Origin of the sequence: Stutzerimonas balearica DSM 6083, from assembly GCF_000818015.1 — a bacterium.
Taxonomy (GTDB): Bacteria; Pseudomonadota; Gammaproteobacteria; order Pseudomonadales; family Pseudomonadaceae; genus Stutzerimonas; species Stutzerimonas balearica.
On record NZ_CP007511.1, the window covers coordinates 3,931,460 to 3,946,913 of the forward strand.

The following is a 15,454-nucleotide window of genomic DNA, read 5'->3' on the forward strand; positions in this document are numbered from 1 at the left end:
CGGTGCGACTTCAGCCCCGTGACGGTGGGGTGAAAAACGACATCCACCCTACGAATCCAGGCGTCTGCGTAGGCTGGATCGCGCTTTATCGATCCACCGGGTGGCGATCCACCGGGTGGCGGTCCACCAGGCGGCGATCTCAGCGGCTCAGGCCTCTTCGATCAGCCAGTCCAGCCGCCAGCCACCCTGGCTCTGCGCCAACTGCTCGGCCAACCAGGGCAACAGCTCTCGCAGTTCTTCCTCCAGCCCCCACGGCGGGTTGACGATGGCCAGGCCCGAGCCGGCCAGGCGGCTGGCGTCGTCGGCGGGGTGGACGAACAGTTCGGCGCGCAGCAGTTTCGGGGCGCCGCTGCGGGCGAGGTCCTGATAAAAGCGCTTGAGCTGACGCTCGTCCTTGATCGGAAACCAGATCACGCCGATGGTCTGGCGCATGCGGCCGAGCGCTTCCTTGAGCGCCGTGACGCATCGGCTCAGTTCGTCGGCCTGTTCGAACGGCGGGTCGATCAGCAGCACCACGCGCTTCTCGCGGGTCGGCATCAGCGCCCGCGGTACATGCCAGCCCTCGCCCCGGTGCACCGCGACGCGGCGGTCGCCGGACATGTTGTCCTTGAGCAGGGCGCCATCCTCCGGATGCTTCTCGTTGAGCTGCAGCCGATCCTGCTCGCGGGTCAGCTGCCGCGCCAGTTCCGGCGAGCCCGGGTAGTAGCGCAGCGCGCCGTCCGGGTTGAGCGAGCAGATCACGCCGAGATAGTCATCGAGCAGTGCCGGCCGCGCCTGCTCGGCCCAGATGCGCGCGATGCCCTGCAGCCACTCGCCGGTACGGCTGGCCTGGTCGCCGGCCAGGTCGTAGAGCCCTACGCCCGCGTGGCTGTCGAGATAGGCCAGCGGTGCCTCCTTGCGCGCCAGCAGGGCGAAGATCCGGCTCAGGACCAGGTGTTTGAGCACGTCGGCGTGGTTGCCGGCGTGGAAGGCGTGGCGGTAGTTCATCTGATCGCTCCTCGAGAGGCGCGCAGTTTACTCGCGCGGCCCGCCGCTGCGCAGGCCGTTCATGACCGTTGACGTGTCCCTATGGGTAGGCTGCGGCTAGAGTGTCAGGCATATCCACCCATCACCACGGAGCCGACCATGAACCTGCGCGATCTACTTGGCATACAGCACTCCATCATCCAGGCCCCCATGGCCGGTGCCCAGAACCACCAGCTCGCCGCGGCGGTGTGCCAGGCCGGAGGCCTGGGCTCGGTGCCGGCAGGCATGCTCGATGCCGCCGGCCTGGAAACGGAGCTGAGCGCCCTCGAAGCGCTGACCGACCGGCCCTACAACGTCAACTTCTTCTGCCATCAGACTCCGCCGCATGACCCGGCGCGCATCGAAACCTGGCACCGGTTGCTGGCGCCCTATTTCGCCGAATTCGGTGTCGACCCGGCGCAGATCCCCGGCGAGGCGACCCGCCAGCCGTTCGACGCGACGATGGCCGAAGTGCTGGAACGCCATCGGCCGGCACTGATCAGCTTCCATTTCGGCCTGCCAACGCCAGACCTGCTGCAGCGCGCCCGTGCCACCGGCGCTAGGATCGCCTCCAGCGCCACCACGCTCGAAGAAGGCCTCTGGCTACAGGAGCACGGCGTCGACCTGGTGATCGCCCAGGGGCTCGAGGCCGGCGGCCATCGTGGCATCTTTCTCAGCGAAGACCTGACTACCCAGCTCGGCACCTTTGCCCTGCTACCGCAGCTGGTCGCCGCACTGGATGTTCCGGTGGTGGCCGCCGGCGGCATCGCCGATGCACAGGGAGTGGCCGCCGCGCAGGCATTGGGCGCGGCCGGCGTTCAACTCGGCACCGCTTACCTGCTGTGCCCGGAAAGCCGCACCAATGCGCTGCACCGCGCGGCGCTGAAGAGTACGCGTGCCCGGCACACGGCGTTGACCACGGTGTTTTCCGGCAGGCCGGCGCGCGGCATCCTCAACCGCCTCATGCGTGAGCTCGGCCCGCTGCCCGACGGTGTGCCGGAGTTCCCCCTGGCCGGCAATGCCATCGCCGCGTTGCGTGCCAAGACCGAGCGTCTCGTGCTGGATCACTGCACGCCGCTATGGGCCGGACAGAACGCCAGCGGTTGCCGGGAAGTCCCCGCCGCCGAGCTGACCCGCGAACTGGCGGCCGGCTGGCGCAGCTGATCAACCGCCCGTATCGATCAGCCGCGCCTGCGCCAGCGCGGCGAGATCGGCCGAGCCGGTGCAGAAGCAGACGACTCGCAACTGCTCGATGACCGCGCGGAAATGCTCGACCACCGCCTCGCTCGACTGCAGCGCGCTTTCCAGCACGGCGGCGGCCTGGGCGACGAGGTTGGCGCCAAGACGGATCGCCTTGGCCGCATCGACGCCGTCACGGATGCCACCGGAGCCGATCAACAGGGCCTCGGGGCAGGCCTGGCGCACCTGGCGAAGCGCTTCGGCCGTGGGAGTGCCCCAGTCGACAAAGGCTTCGGCCACCAGCCGCTGCCGCTGATTGGTCGCCCGCGCCGCCTCCACCGCGGCCCAGCTGGTACCTCCCAGGCCGGCGATATCGAGCGCGGCGACACCCGCATCGAGCAGCCGCCGCGCCACCGCGGGCGACAACCCGCAGCCGACCTCCTTGACCACCAGCGGCACCTCGAGCCGCGGCGCCAGCGCCTCGATGGCGCCGAGCACGCCGCGCCAGTCGCGGTCGCCTCCCGGCTGCACGGCTTCCTGTAACGGGTTGAGGTGGATGATCAGCGCATCGGCCTCGATCATCTCCACCGCCCGCCGCGCCTCGTCCACGCCATATCCCAGCACCAGCTGCGCGGCGCCGATGTTGCCGAGCAGCGGTACGTCCGGCGCCAACCGACGCAGCTCGCGGGTCAGCCCCTGGTTGGCATCGCCCGCCTCCAGCGCCACCCGCTGCGAGCCCACCGCCAGCGCGATGCCAAGCGCCTGTGCGGCCTCGGCCAGATGCCGGTTGATCGCCTCGGCGCGCGCCGCGCCACCGGTCATCGAGCTGATCAGCAGGGGTGCCGCCAGCGGCCGGCCGAACAGCGTGGTACCCAGGTCGATCGCGTCGAGGTCCAGCTCGGGCAAGGCGCAGTGCTCGAAGCGCAACGCTTCGAAGCCCGCGGATGCCGAGGCGCGGCGGCGCGAGGCATCGAGGACGATGTCCAGATGATCGTTCTTGCGCGTGGTCAGCTCGTTGTCGGCCATGTCGTCCTCCTCGGTTACCGCGCAGGATGCCAGAAGACGGCCGGTTTTATGGCTCCATCACCCGAATGTATGGAGCTAGGCAGCGCGCGCGGGCGCTCCTTAGACTCGGCCGCACAAGAACCGGAGGTGCCACCATGCCCGAGACCCTGATCTGCCAGCGCAACCTGGCATTTGAACTGTACGAAGTGCTGGACGCCGAGGCGCTGACCCGGCGCGAGCGCTTCGCCGAGCATAGCCGCGAGACCTTCGACGCGGCGCTGGGCACGGCGCGCATCATCGCCGAGAAGTACTTCGCCCCGCACAACCGCAAGTCCGACGAGCACGAGCCGGTCTACCAGAACGGCGAGGCGGTGCTGATTCCCGAGGTCAAGCCGGCGGTCGATGCCTTTATCGAGGCGGGTTTCCACAACGCCGGGCGCAGCTTCGAGGACGGCGGCATGCAGCTGCCCAACCTGCTGTCGCGCGCCTGCTTCGCCCACTTCCAGTCGGCCAACATCGCCACCAGCTCCTATCCGATGCTGACCATGGGCGCGGCCCACCTGATCGAGGCCTTCGGCTCCGACGAGCAGAAGCGCCTGTTCCTGCAGCCGATGATCGATGGCCGCTTCTTCGGCACCATGGCGCTCACCGAGCCGCACGCCGGCTCCTCGCTGTCGGACATCCGCACCCGCGCCGAACCGGCCGGCGACGGCAGCTATCGCCTGAAGGGCAACAAGATCTTCATCTCCGGTGGCGACCACCCGCTGTCGGAAAACATCGTGCACATGGTGCTGGCCAAGCTGCCGGACGCGCCGCCCGGGGTGAAGGGCATCAGCCTGTTCATCGTGCCGAAGTTCCTGGTAAACGACGACGGCAGCCTCGGCAAGCGCAACGACGTGCTGCTCGCCGGGCTGTTCCACAAGATGGGCTGGCGCGGCACCACCAGCACCGCGCTGAACTTCGGCGACAACGGCGAGTGCGTCGGTTATCTGGTCGGCGAGCCGCACAAGGGCCTGGCCTACATGTTCCAGATGATGAACGAGGCGCGCATCGGCGTCGGCATGGGCGCGATCATGCTCGGCTACGCCGGCTACCTCTACTCGTTGAACTACGCCCGCGAGCGTCCGCAGGGTCGCCTGCCGGACGGCAAGGACCCGGCTTCGGCGCAGGTGGCGATCATCGAGCACACCGACGTCAAGCGCATGCTTCTACTGCAGAAGGCCTACGTCGAAGGCGCCTTCGATCTCGGCCTGTACTCGGCGCGGCTGGTCGACGACGAAATGACCGCCGAGAGCGACGAAGAGCGGCGCAACGCGGGCGAGCTGCTCGACCTGCTCACCCCCATCGTCAAGTCCTGGCCCTCGGAGTTCTGCCTCAAGGCCAACGAACTGGCGATCCAGATCCTCGGCGGCCATGGCTACACCCGCGAATACCCGGTGGAACAGTACTACCGCGACAACCGCCTTAATCCGATCCACGAGGGCACCCACGGCATCCAGTCGCTGGACCTGCTCGGCCGCAAGCTGATGCAGAACAAGGGTGCCGGCCTGCGCCAGCTGCTCGGGCTGATCCAGGCCTGCTGCGCACGCGCCGCCGAATACGACTCGCTGAGCGCACTGCGCCAGCCGCTGGAGCAGCACCTCGCCGGCCTGACCCGCGTGACCCAGGCACTGCTCGGCGACCTGATGGCCGGCAAGGTCAACCAGACCCTGGCCAACTCGGCGCTGTACCTGAAGGTATTCGGCCATGCCGTGGTTGGCTGGCGCTGGCTGGAACAGGCGATCCGCGCCGAGCAGGGCCTGGCCGGCGGCCAGCCGGCGGACGCCGATTTCTACCGCGGCAAGTTGCAGGCGGCGCGCCTGTTCCTCACCTGGGAAGTCCCGGCCTGCGCGCCGGAGCTTGCCCTTCTCGAGGCGCGCGACGACACTTGCCTCGCCATGCAGGACGCCTGGTTCTAGCATCGACGAGCTCTCCACCCGAAGCGCCCCGCCGATGCGGGGCGTTTTTTGACTGTCCGTCAAAACATCGGGTTACAATGACTGGCACGTCTCATGCATAACCAGCCGTTAGCATGATCGCGGCCAGTCAGTATCTATCGGAGCGCTCATTTGGACGTCGGCAACATCAACCACCTGTTTTTCATTGGTGCCTTGTTGGTTGCGGCAAGCATTCTGCTGAGTTCGCTATCGGCCAAGCTCGGCGTCCCCATCCTCGTCATCTTTCTCGCTGTCGGCATGCTGGCCGGTGTCGATGGCGTCGGCGGCATCGTCTTCAACGACTATCAGCTGGCCTTTGTGATCAGCAACCTGGCGCTGGCGGTAATCCTTCTCGACGGCGGCATGCGTACACGCACCGCGACCTTCCGCGTCGCGCTCAAACCGGCGTTTTCCCTGGCGACGCTGGGCGTGGCGATCACCTCCGGCCTGACCGGCCTGGCCGCCGCCTGGTTATTCGAGCTGCCCTTGCTGCAGGGCCTGCTGATCGGCGCGATCGTCGGCTCCACCGACGCCGCCGTGGTGTTCAACCTGCTCAATGGCAAGGGGCTGAACGAGCGGGTCGGCTCGACGCTGGAGATCGAATCGGGCAGCAACGACCCCATGGCCATGTTCCTGACCGTGGCGCTGATCGACATGCTGCTGGCCGGCCAGACCGGCTTCAGCTGGGACTTCCTGCTCAAGCTGGTCCAGCAGTTCGGCATCGGTACGCTGCTCGGCCTGGCCGGTGGCTGGTTGCTGCTGCAACTGATCAACCGTCTTTCGGTAGCCGACGGGCTCTATCCGCTACTGGCGGTGGCCGGCGGCCTGATGATCTTCGCCCTGTCCAGCGCGGTCGGCGGCAGCGGCATCCTGGCGATCTACGTCTGCGGCCTGCTGCTGGGCAACCGGCCGATCCGCAACCGGCATGGCATCCTGCACATGCTCGACGGCCTGGCCTGGCTCAGCCAGATCGGCATGTTCCTCGTGCTCGGCCTGCTGCTCACGCCCAGCGATCTGTTGCCGATCGCCGTGCCGGCATTGGCGCTGTCGCTGTGGATGATCCTTTGCGCCCGCCCGCTCGCGGTGTTCGTCAGCCTGCTGCCGTTTCGCAGCTTCCATCTGCGCGAGCGGCTGTTCATATCCTGGATCGGCCTGCGCGGCGCCGTGCCGGTGATCCTGGCGGTGTTCCCGCTGATGGCCGGACTGGAAAATGCCCAGCTGTTCTTCAACGTGGCGTTCTTCATCGTCCTGGTGTCCCTGCTGCTGCAGGGCTCGACGCTGGCGTGGGCGGCGAAAAAGGCCAAGGTCGAGGTTCCGCCCTCGCCACTGCCGATCTCGCGTACCGGCCTGCAGGTCCATACCACCAGCCAGTGGGAGCTGTTCATCTACCGCTTGAGCGCCTCCAAATGGTGCGTCGGCGCCGCCCTGCGCGAATTGAAGATGCCGCCGGGCACCCGCATCGCCGCACTGTTTCGTGGCACCGAGCTGCTGCACCCGTCCGGCAGCACGCGGCTGCAGGTCGGCGACATCCTCTGCGTGATCGGCCATGAAGAAGACCTGCCGGCGCTCGGCAAGCTGTTCAGCCAGGCGCCCAAGCGGGGCCAGGACATGCGTTTCTTCGGCGACTTCATCCTCGAGGGCGAGGCCGAACTCAGTGCCCTTGCAGCGCTGTACGGGCTCAAGCTCGGCGAGGTCGATGGCAGTCGCCAGATCGGCCGCTTCCTTGCCGAGCAGATCGGCGGCCAGCCGGTGGTCGGCGACCAGGTCGAGTGGAACGGCCTGACCTGGACGGTCGCGGCAATGGAGGGCGGCGAGGTTCGCAAGGTCGGCCTGCGCTTCCCCGAAGGCGAGAAACCCGGCCCTCAACTGCTGCTGTGAACCAACCGGATTGCGGTTGATCTTACGGGCTCGCGCTGCCCCGGCGCAGCCCGTAGACTCATCGCTCGTTCGACCTCCCAGATGGCATTCATGGCTCCCTTGCGCACGTTCCTGCTGGCCCTCCTGCTCACCCTGTCCGGCTTCGCGCCAGGTCTGCAGGCACAGCCGCTCGACGCCCTGAGCGGCAACCAGGCAAGCGCCGAAAGCGAGAGCAAGCCGGCCCAGCCGAGCCTCACCGAGCAGGCCCAACAGCAGCAGGACCAGGCCGCAACCAGCGCCCAGCAGCTCGAGGACCTCAAGCGCCTGCTCGCCCAGGCGCCGCGCGAGATCGAAACGGCGCAGCGCGACCTCGGCAAGCTCAAGGCCGGGCCGACGCCCGACCCGGCCAAACGCCATGCCGGGCTTTCGGTCGAGGCGCTGGAGCAGCGCCTGGCGCAGCGCCTGACCGAGCTGTCGGACTGGCAGAAGCAGCTGACCGAAGCGAACAGCCTGATCATCACCGCACAGACCCGCCCGGAGCGGGCGCAGTCGCAGATCGCTAATGCCCAGTCGCGTATCCAGACGCTCAATGCGCAGCTGAAAAGCGGGCGCGACAACGGCAAGGCGCTCAGCGACGAGCAGCGCGCACTGATCGAGGCCGAGATCGCCGCGCTCACCGCGCAGATCGAGCTGCGCCGACAGGAACTGGCCGGCAACAGCCTGCTGCAGGACCTCGGCAAGGCGCGCCGGGATCTGCTGGCCGAGCGCATCGCACGGGCCGAGCAGGAAGCGCAGGCCCTGCAGGCGCTGATCAACGAGAAGCGCCGCGCCGAATCCGAGCAGACCGTCGCCGAGCTGTCGGCCAAGGCCCAGCAGGCCGGCTCCGACAAGCTGCTGGCCGCCGAAAGCGCCGAGAACCTGAAACTCTCCGACTACCTGCTGCGCGCCACCGAGCGGCTCAATGCGCTGAACCAGGAGAACCTGCGCGCGCGCCAGCAGCTGGACACGCTGACGCAGACCGACCGCGCGCTGGAGGAACAGATCGCCGTGCTCGAGGGCAGCCTGCTGCTGTCGAAGATCCTCTATCAGCAGAAGCTGAACCTGCCCAAGGTGCAGCTGGATAAGAACCTCGCTGACGAAATCGCCGACCTGCGCCTCTACCAGTTCGAGCTGAACCAGGCGCGCGACCGCGCCGGCAACCCACAGAGTTATGTCGACAAGCTGCTTGCCGACCAGCCGGCCGAGCAGGTGACCCCGGAGCTGCGCGCCGCCCTGCTCGACCTGGTACGCACCCGCAGTGAACTGCTCGACCGCCTGAACCGCGAACTCAATGCCCTGCTCAACGAGTCGATCACCCTGCAGCTGAACCAGAAGCAGCTGCACGACACCGCGCGGGCGCTCAGCGCGACGCTCGACGAGCAGATGTTCTGGATCCCGAGCAACAAGCCGCTGGACTTCAGCTGGCTGGCCAGCGCCCCGCAGCGCCTCGAGCGCCAGCTCGGCAGCATTCCCTGGGCTGCGGTAGTGAGCGAGCTGGGTGCCGGGCTCAAGGAGCGCCCGCTGCTGTTCCTGCCCTTGCTGCTGTCGATCGCCGTGCTGCTCTGGCGGCGCCGGGCGATCAACGCCAAGCTCGACGCACTGAGCCGCGACATCGGCCATTTCCGCAACGACAGCCAGCTGCACACGCCGCTGGCCTTGCTGCTCAATGTGTTGCTGGCGCTGCCCGGCGCGCTGTTGCTGGCGCTATGCGGCTATCTGCTGCAGATCGATGCGCGCGGCCAGAACCTCGGGCTGGGCGCGGCGCTGTACCAGATGGCGCAGGCCTGGCTGGTGTTCTACACCGCCTACCGCATGCTCTCGCCAGGCCGCGTGGCCGAGCTGCATTTCCGCTGGTCGCATCCGCAGGTGGCCTTTCTGCGCAACGAGATCCGTCGACTGGGCCTGGTCGTACTGGCGCTGGTGGTAGTGGTCAGCATCGCCGAGCAGCAACCGGCCAATCTTGCCGACGACGTGCTCGGCCTCGTCGTGGTGCTGACCTGCTATGCACTGATGAGCTGGCGTCTGATGCGCATCCTGCTCAAGGGGCCGGCCACCGAGAACGCGCCGCCGGCGCGGCTGTTCCTCGGCGTGCTGTTCAGCCTGCTGCCGCTGGCGCTGATCGTGGTCGTCGGGCTCGGTTACTACTACACCGCGCTCAAGCTCACCGACCGCCTGATCGACACGCTCTACCTGATGATGATCTGGGTGGCCCTGGAGGCGACGCTGGTGCGCTCGCTGACCATCGCCGCGCGCCGCCTGGCCTACCAGCGCGCCGTGGCCAAGCGCCAGGCAGCCGAGGAAAACGGCACCGCCGAGCAGCCCGAAACCATCGAGGAGCCGGGGCTGGATATCGAGGAAGTCAACCAGCAGTCGCTGCGCCTGACCCGCCTGGCCACCTTTGGCCTGTTCCTGGTGGCGCTGTACTGGGTCTGGTCGGATCTGATCTCGGTGGTCTCCTACCTGGACAACGTCACGCTCTACGAATACACCAGCGGCACCGGCGAGGCCCTCAGCACCTCGACGATCAGCCTCAACGACCTGCTCGGCGCCCTGGCGGTGGCCTTCATCACCGTGATCCTGGCGCGCAACCTGCCGGGCCTGCTCGAGGTCCTGGTGCTCTCGCGCATGCGCCTGGCGCCGGGCAGCGCCTATGCCACCGGCACGCTGCTGTCCTACACCCTGGTCGGCACCGGCATCGTCTCCACGCTGTCCACGCTCGGGGTCAGCTGGGACAAGCTGCAATGGCTGGTGGCGGCGCTCTCGGTGGGCCTGGGCTTCGGCCTGCAGGAGATCTTCGCCAACTTCGTCTCCGGCCTGATCATCCTGTTCGAGAAGCCGGTGCGCATCGGCGACGTGGTGACCATCGGCAACCTCTCCGGCACGGTCAGCCGCATCCGCATCCGCGCGACGACCATCACCGATTTCGACCACAAGGAAATCATCGTTCCGAACAAGACCTTCGTCACCGATCAGCTGCTCAACTGGTCGCTGAGCGATACTGTCACCCGCGTCACCCTGCGCATCGGCGTGCGCTTCGGCTCGGACCTCGAACGGGTCCGCGAACTGCTGTTCGCCGCCGCGCGTGAAAACCCGCGGGTGTTGAAGGACCCGGAGCCACAGGTGTTCTTTCTCAACTTCGGCGAGAGCCGGCTGGAACACGAGCTGCGCCTGCACGTGCGCGACCTTGGCGACCGCAACCCGGTGATCGACGAGATCAACCGGCGCCTGGACCGCGAGTTCCGCGAGCAGGGCATCGTCATCGCCTTCCGCCAGCTCGACGTGCACCTGAAGGACCGCAACGGCCATGAGCTGAACCTGCCGCAGCCGCAGGCCGTGCCGATCTCGGCCAGCGAACCCCGCGGGATCGAATAGGCCTAAGCTTCAAATCACCTGAAACGCGGAACCGCTCGCCCGGCGGGCGTTCCGCCACGTCGCCGACACCAGCGGCGGCACGGAGCCGCGTGTGAAGACCCTGACCGAACTGCATTTCGACAACCGTTTCGCCCGCCTGGGCGACACCTTTTCCACGGCGATCGAGCCGCAACCGCTGAACGACCCGCAACTGGTGGTCGCCAGCCGCTCGGCGATGGCCCTGCTCGATCTGCCAGCGGACGAAGCCGAACAGCCGCTGTTCACGCAGCTGTTCTCCGGACACAAGATCTGGGCCACCGCCGAGCCGCGGGCGATGGTCTACTCCGGCCACCAGTTCGGCGCCTACAACCCGCAGCTGGGGGACGGTCGCGGCCTGCTGCTCGGCGAAGTGCGCAACGAAGCCGGGCAGTACTGGGACCTGCACCTCAAGGGAGCCGGCCTGACGCCCTACTCGCGCATGGGCGACGGCCGTGCCGTATTGCGTTCATCGATTCGCGAGTTTCTCGCCAGTGAGCACCTGCACGCGCTGGGCATCCCCAGCAGCCGGGCGCTGTGCGTGACCTCCTCGAGCACGCCGGTCTACCGCGAGCGCCCCGAACGCGGCGCCATGCTGCTGCGCCTGGCGCAGAGCCATGTGCGCTTCGGCCACTTCGAATTCTTCTACTACACGCGCCAGCACGACGCCCTGCGCGATCTGCTCGACCACGTGCTCGGCGCGCACTTCGCCGAGTGCCTGGAACATCCCGAACCGTATCGGGCGTTCTTCCGCGAGGTGCTCGAACGCACCGCGACGCTGATCGCCTACTGGCAGGCCTACGGCTTCTGCCACGGGGTGATGAACACCGACAACATGTCGATTCTCGGCATCACCTTCGACTTCGGGCCCTACGCCTTTCTCGATGATTTCGATGCGCGTTTCATCTGCAATCACTCCGACGATGCCGGACGCTACGCCTTCGAGAACCAGGTGCCGATCGCCCACTGGAACCTCGCCGCGCTGGCGCAGGCCCTGACTCCCTTCGTCGAGGTCGCCGCGCTGCAGGAGACCATGGCGCTGTTCCTGCCGCTCTACGAGGCGCAGTGGCTCGACCTGATGCGCCGCCGCCTGGGCCTGACCCGTGCCGAGGAAGCCGACAAGGCGCTGGTGCAGACACTGCTCGGGCTGATGCAGGGCAGCCACGTGGACTACACCCGATTCTTCCGCGAACTCGGCGACAGCGAGCCGGAGCAGGCGCTGCGACGGCTGCGCGAGGACTTCGTCGACCTCAGCGGGTTCGACCGCTGGGCCGAGGCCTATCGCGCCCGCGTGGCCGCCGAGGGGCAGCTCGACCAGGCCTCGCGCCAGGCGCGCATGCACGCGGTCAACCCGCGCTACGTGCTGCGCAACTATCTGGCCCAGCAGGTGATCGAGGCTGCCGAACGTGGCGACTACGCGCCGGTGCGCGAGCTGCACGAGGTACTCAGCCGCCCGTTCGACGAGCAGCCCGGCCGTGAGCGCTACGCCGAACCACCACCGGAGTGGGGCAAGCATCTGGCGATCAGCTGCTCATCCTGACTGTGCCAGTTGTTGCGCAACCGACCCCGTCGCCGGCCCCGAAAAACGGCCGCCAGCGCCGCCCGGCGCGGGGTGACGGCCATGTGCGCAGCTTTCCGCCGCCGCTGCGCAATGGCTTGCACAATGACATGCGAAGCGCTGCACAGCAGGCGCGCAGCCGCCTCGACACAAAAAGCCTAAGCAACTGATATATATGCGATTTTTCAAACAGGCATGACACTTGACTGGGTCTTTTCGCCACTCTGGCAACGACCCCACAAGCAAGGAGAGCACTCATGCCAACACCCGCGTACCTGTCCCTCGAAGGCACCAAGCAAGGCCTGATCACGGCTGGCACCTTTACCGAGGACTCGGTCGGCAACATTTTCCAGGAAGGACACGAAGACCAGATCCTGGTGCAGGCCTTTCAGCATCAGGTCATCATCCCGCGCGACCCGCAGTCGGGCCAGCCCACCGGCCAGCGCGTGCACAAGCCGCTGATGATCACCAAGGTGTTCGACAAGTCGTCGCCGCTGATCTTCAACGCCCTGACCTCCGGCGAGCGCCTGTCCAAGTGCCGCCTGGAGTGGTACCGCACCTCGGCCACCGGAACCCAAGAGCACTACTACACCATCGAACTGGAAGATGCGGTGATCGTTGACGTGCAGTCGCGCATGCCGAACTGCCAGGACCCGAACATGGCGCACTTCACGCATCTGGAAGACGTCTACTTCACCTACCGCAAGATCGTCTGGACCCACGAGGTCTCCGGCACCTCCGGCTCGGACGACTGGCGCGCGCCGATCGTCTGACCCGCGCCGCGTCACCGGGCCCGTCCGGTGGCGCGGCTTTGCCGCTGGCCGGGGAACGACCGCGGCGAGCACTAGACCGGCAGGGTCACCCTGAACAGCGAACCCTTGCCCTCCTCGCTTTCCACCTGAATCCGCCCGCCATGGGCCTTGACGATCTGTTCGGCGATGTACAGCCCGAGCCCGAGCCCGGCACTGCACTCGCTGCCCTCGGCACGCTCGAACTGCTGGAAGATGCGCGACAGGCTTTTCGCACTGATGCCGATGCCGTGATCGCGGACCTGGATGCAGGCGCCGTCCGGCACTCGCGATACGCTCACCTGCACCGGCTTGCCGGCGCCATAGCGCATCGCATTGGTCAGCAGGTTGGCCACCACCTGTTCGATACGGAACCCGTCCCAGACCCCGACGATCGGCTCGCACTGCTGGTACTGCAGGCTGCAGCCCTTGGCCTCCATCTGCGGGGCGAAGTTTTCCACCACGTTGCCCACCAGGCCGACCAGATCGACCTCGTGCGGGCGGATCGACAGCTTGCCGGTGCGGATGCGCGAGACATCCAGCATGTCGTCGATCAGGCGGATCAGGCTCTGTACCTGGCGCTCGTCCTTGTCGACCATGCTGCGCAGCTTGTCCTCGGTGAACGCCGCGAAGTTGTTGCGTGCCAGCTGCATCCGGCGCAGCTGCACCTCGAGGATCAGCGTGTTGAGCGGCGTCTTCAGCTCGTGCGAGACGATCGACATGAAGTCATCGCGCATGCGGATGGCGCTTTCCAGCTCGGCCTGGGTGCTGCGCAGTTCATCGAGCAGCACCTCCTGCTCGCGGCGGCTCTTTTCCAGCGCCTCGAGCTGACGCGAAAGCGCCTTGCGGCTGCGGTACAGATCGACGAACACGCTGACCTTGCTGCGCACCGCATGGGCATCCAGCGGCTTGTGCAGGAAGTCCACCGCCCCGCTCTCGTAGCCCTTGAAGGCGTAGTTCAGCTCGCGCCCGGCGGCGCTGACGAAGACGATGGGGATCTGCTTGGTGCGCTCGGTGCCGCGCATCAGTTCGGCCAGCTGGAAGCCGTCCATGCCCGGCATCTGCACGTCGAGAATGGCCAGGGCGAACTCGTGCCTGAGCAGCAGCTCGAGCGCCTGTTCGGCCGATTCGGCCTGGTGCACGCGAATGCCCGGCATCTGCAGCAGGGCGCCCAGTGCCAGCAGGTTCTCCGGCAGGTCGTCGACGATCAGCAGGTTTGCCTCAACGGTGTGGTCGGGCATCGGTCACTCCAGTTCGCGCAACAGCTGGTGGATGTCGCGCAGGGGCAGTAGGTAATCCGGCGCGAAGCGCTGGAGTGCGGCACGAGGCATGGTGTCGACCTCGGCCTCGGCAGGATCCTGAACGATGGTCAGACCACCGGCGTGATGGATCGCCGCCAGGCCGGCGGCGCCATCCTCGTTGGCACCGGTCAAAAGGATGCCAAGCAATGCGGGACCCAGGGCGTCGGCCGCCGATTCGAACAGCACGTCGATCGACGGACGGGAAAAATGCACGGCGTCATCCTGACTCAGCGAGAGGCTGCGGTCGCTCTCGAGCAGCAGGTGATAGCCGGGGGGAGCAAAATACAGCGTTGCCGGCCGCAGTGCCTCCTTTTCGTCGGCTTCCTTGACCCGCAGCCCGGTCTTGCGCTGAAAGATCTCGGCAAGCTGCGTCGGTGTGCCGGCCGGTACGTGCTGGACCACCAGGATCGGCAGCGGAAAGTGGCTGCTCAGCCCGCTGACCAGGCGGCTGAGCGCCGCCAGACCACCGGCCGAGGTACCGATGACCACGGCTTCGAGGGGCGGCTCACGGCCGGCGAGAGAGGCGACGATCACGCGGTTCATAGCTTGCGGAAGATCCGCTCCTGCTTGTCGAAAGGCTCGTAGAGATCGGCGCAACCGGAGAACTCGACGGTCTCCTTGCTGCCCAGCCCGAGGAAGCCACGGTGGCAAAGCGATTCGTGAAACAGGCCAAAGGCCCGATCCTGCAGCGGTTTATTGAAATAGATCAGTACGTTGCGGCAGGAAATCAGCTGGGTTTCGGAGAATACGCTGTCGGTCGCCAGGCTGTGGTCCGCGAAGGTGACATTTTCCTTCAGGCTCTTGTCCATGATCGCCGAGTCATACGCGGCGGTGTAGTAATCGGCAAAGCTGCGCTTGCCGCCGGCGCGCTGGTAGTTCTCGGTGTACTGCCGCAGGTGCTTGATCGGGAAGATTCCCTGGCGGGCGCGCTCCAACGACTGCGGATTGATATCGGTGGCGTAGAGGATGGTGCGCTCGAGCAGGCCTTCCTCGCGCAGCAGGATCGCCAGCGAATAGACCTCCTCGCCCGTGCTGCACCCGGCCACCCACACCTTCAGCGACGGATAGGTGCGTAGCAGAGGCACCACCTGCTCGCGCAGCGCGAGGAAATAGCCGGGGTCGCGGAACATGTCGCTGACCGGGATCGTCAGGTACTGCAGCAGCTCCATGAACGCCGTCGCGTCATAGAGAATGCGCCGCTGCAGCTCGGACACGTTCTCGCAGCGCATCTGCCGCAGCGCCAGCAGCACGCGGCGCTTCATCGAGGCGGCCGAGTACTCGCGAAAGTCGTAGCTGTACTTGAGGTAGATCGCCTCGATCAGCAGCTTGAGCTCGATCTCCATGGTGCGGTCGGGCATT

Annotated in this window: 11 protein-coding genes; 6 read left to right on the plus strand and 5 right to left on the minus strand. The window is 66.8% G+C overall.

Annotated elements, in window-relative coordinates; translation table 11 throughout:
- Positions 1-147: 147 nt before the first annotated feature.
- Positions 148-987 carry a 23S rRNA (adenine(2030)-N(6))-methyltransferase RlmJ gene (locus CL52_RS18290; RefSeq protein ID WP_043222281.1) on the minus strand — a complete coding sequence of 280 codons (840 nt, stop codon included), beginning with the start codon at positions 985-987 and terminating at the stop codon, positions 148-150.
- Between the two features lie 138 nt (positions 988-1,125).
- Between CL52_RS18290 and CL52_RS18295 the strand changes: the two genes are divergently transcribed.
- The gene (locus CL52_RS18295) at positions 1,126-2,169 is read left to right on the plus strand and encodes an NAD(P)H-dependent flavin oxidoreductase (RefSeq protein WP_043222284.1); all 1,044 of its coding nucleotides are present in this window, start codon (positions 1,126-1,128) and stop codon (positions 2,167-2,169) included.
- On the opposite strand, the gene fni is transcribed toward CL52_RS18295, so the two are convergent.
- A complete protein-coding gene (gene fni, locus CL52_RS18300) occupies positions 2,170-3,210 on the minus strand; it encodes a type 2 isopentenyl-diphosphate Delta-isomerase (protein ID WP_043222288.1) in 1,041 nt (346 codons plus the stop codon).
- Positions 3,211-3,344: 134 nt separating this feature from the next.
- On the opposite strand from fni, the gene CL52_RS18305 reads away from it, so the two are divergent.
- From CL52_RS18305 to CL52_RS18325, 5 genes are all read left to right on the plus strand, one after another.
- On the plus strand, positions 3,345-5,147 hold the full coding sequence (locus CL52_RS18305) for an acyl-CoA dehydrogenase (protein ID WP_043222292.1): 1,803 nt from the start codon (positions 3,345-3,347) through the stop codon (positions 5,145-5,147).
- A 150-nt stretch (positions 5,148-5,297) separates the two neighbouring features.
- Entirely contained in the window at positions 5,298-7,043 is a 1,746-nt protein-coding gene (locus tag CL52_RS18310) for a potassium/proton antiporter (protein ID WP_043222294.1), read from the plus strand.
- A 90-nt stretch (positions 7,044-7,133) separates the two neighbouring features.
- The gene (mscK, locus tag CL52_RS18315; protein WP_043222296.1) at positions 7,134-10,433 is read left to right on the plus strand and encodes a mechanosensitive channel MscK; all 3,300 of its coding nucleotides are present in this window, start codon (positions 7,134-7,136) and stop codon (positions 10,431-10,433) included.
- 91 nt (positions 10,434-10,524) lie between these two features.
- Positions 10,525-11,988, plus strand: coding sequence for a protein adenylyltransferase SelO (gene selO / locus CL52_RS18320; protein ID WP_043222298.1), 1,464 nt, complete (start codon positions 10,525-10,527; stop codon positions 11,986-11,988).
- Between the two features lie 275 nt (positions 11,989-12,263).
- Complete coding sequence (locus tag CL52_RS18325) at positions 12,264-12,779, plus strand: Hcp family type VI secretion system effector (protein ID WP_041108256.1); 516 nt, start codon at positions 12,264-12,266, stop codon at positions 12,777-12,779.
- A 71-nt stretch (positions 12,780-12,850) separates the two neighbouring features.
- Here CL52_RS18325 and CL52_RS18330 read toward each other — a convergent pair whose 3' ends face one another.
- Genes CL52_RS18330 through CL52_RS18340 form a run of 3 tightly spaced genes read right to left on the minus strand, consistent with a single transcriptional unit; the run spans position 12,851 to position 15,453 of the window.
- Positions 12,851-14,035, minus strand: coding sequence for a hybrid sensor histidine kinase/response regulator (locus CL52_RS18330; protein WP_043222301.1), 1,185 nt, complete (start codon positions 14,033-14,035; stop codon positions 12,851-12,853).
- Positions 14,036-14,038: 3 nt separating this feature from the next.
- A complete protein-coding gene (locus CL52_RS18335) occupies positions 14,039-14,638 on the minus strand; it encodes a chemotaxis protein CheB (protein ID WP_043222303.1) in 600 nt (199 codons plus the stop codon).
- Positions 14,635-15,453 (minus strand): CheR family methyltransferase, encoded by an 819-nt coding sequence (locus CL52_RS18340; protein ID WP_043222305.1) that lies wholly within the window; start codon positions 15,451-15,453, stop codon positions 14,635-14,637. Before CL52_RS18340 ends, CL52_RS18335 begins: the two co-directional genes overlap by 4 nt.
- Position 15,454: the final 1 nt, after the last annotated feature.

Coding starts and splice junctions, on each gene's coding strand:
- CL52_RS18290 (WP_043222281.1), bottom strand. CDS start 987: ATGAACTACCGCCACGCCTTCCACGCCGGCAACCACGCCGACGTGCTC.
- CL52_RS18295 (WP_043222284.1), top strand. CDS start 1,126: ATGAACCTGCGCGATCTACTTGGCATACAGCACTCCATCATCCAGGCC.
- fni (WP_043222288.1), bottom strand. CDS start 3,210: ATGGCCGACAACGAGCTGACCACGCGCAAGAACGATCATCTGGACATC.
- CL52_RS18305 (WP_043222292.1), top strand. CDS start 3,345: ATGCCCGAGACCCTGATCTGCCAGCGCAACCTGGCATTTGAACTGTAC.
- mscK (WP_043222296.1), top strand. CDS start 7,134: ATGGCTCCCTTGCGCACGTTCCTGCTGGCCCTCCTGCTCACCCTGTCC.
- CL52_RS18325 (WP_041108256.1), top strand. CDS start 12,264: ATGCCAACACCCGCGTACCTGTCCCTCGAAGGCACCAAGCAAGGCCTG.
- CL52_RS18330 (WP_043222301.1), bottom strand. CDS start 14,035: ATGCCCGACCACACCGTTGAGGCAAACCTGCTGATCGTCGACGACCTG.
- CL52_RS18335 (WP_043222303.1), bottom strand. CDS start 14,638: ATGAACCGCGTGATCGTCGCCTCTCTCGCCGGCCGTGAGCCGCCCCTC.
- CL52_RS18340 (WP_043222305.1), bottom strand. CDS start 15,453: ATGCCCGACCGCACCATGGAGATCGAGCTCAAGCTGCTGATCGAGGCG.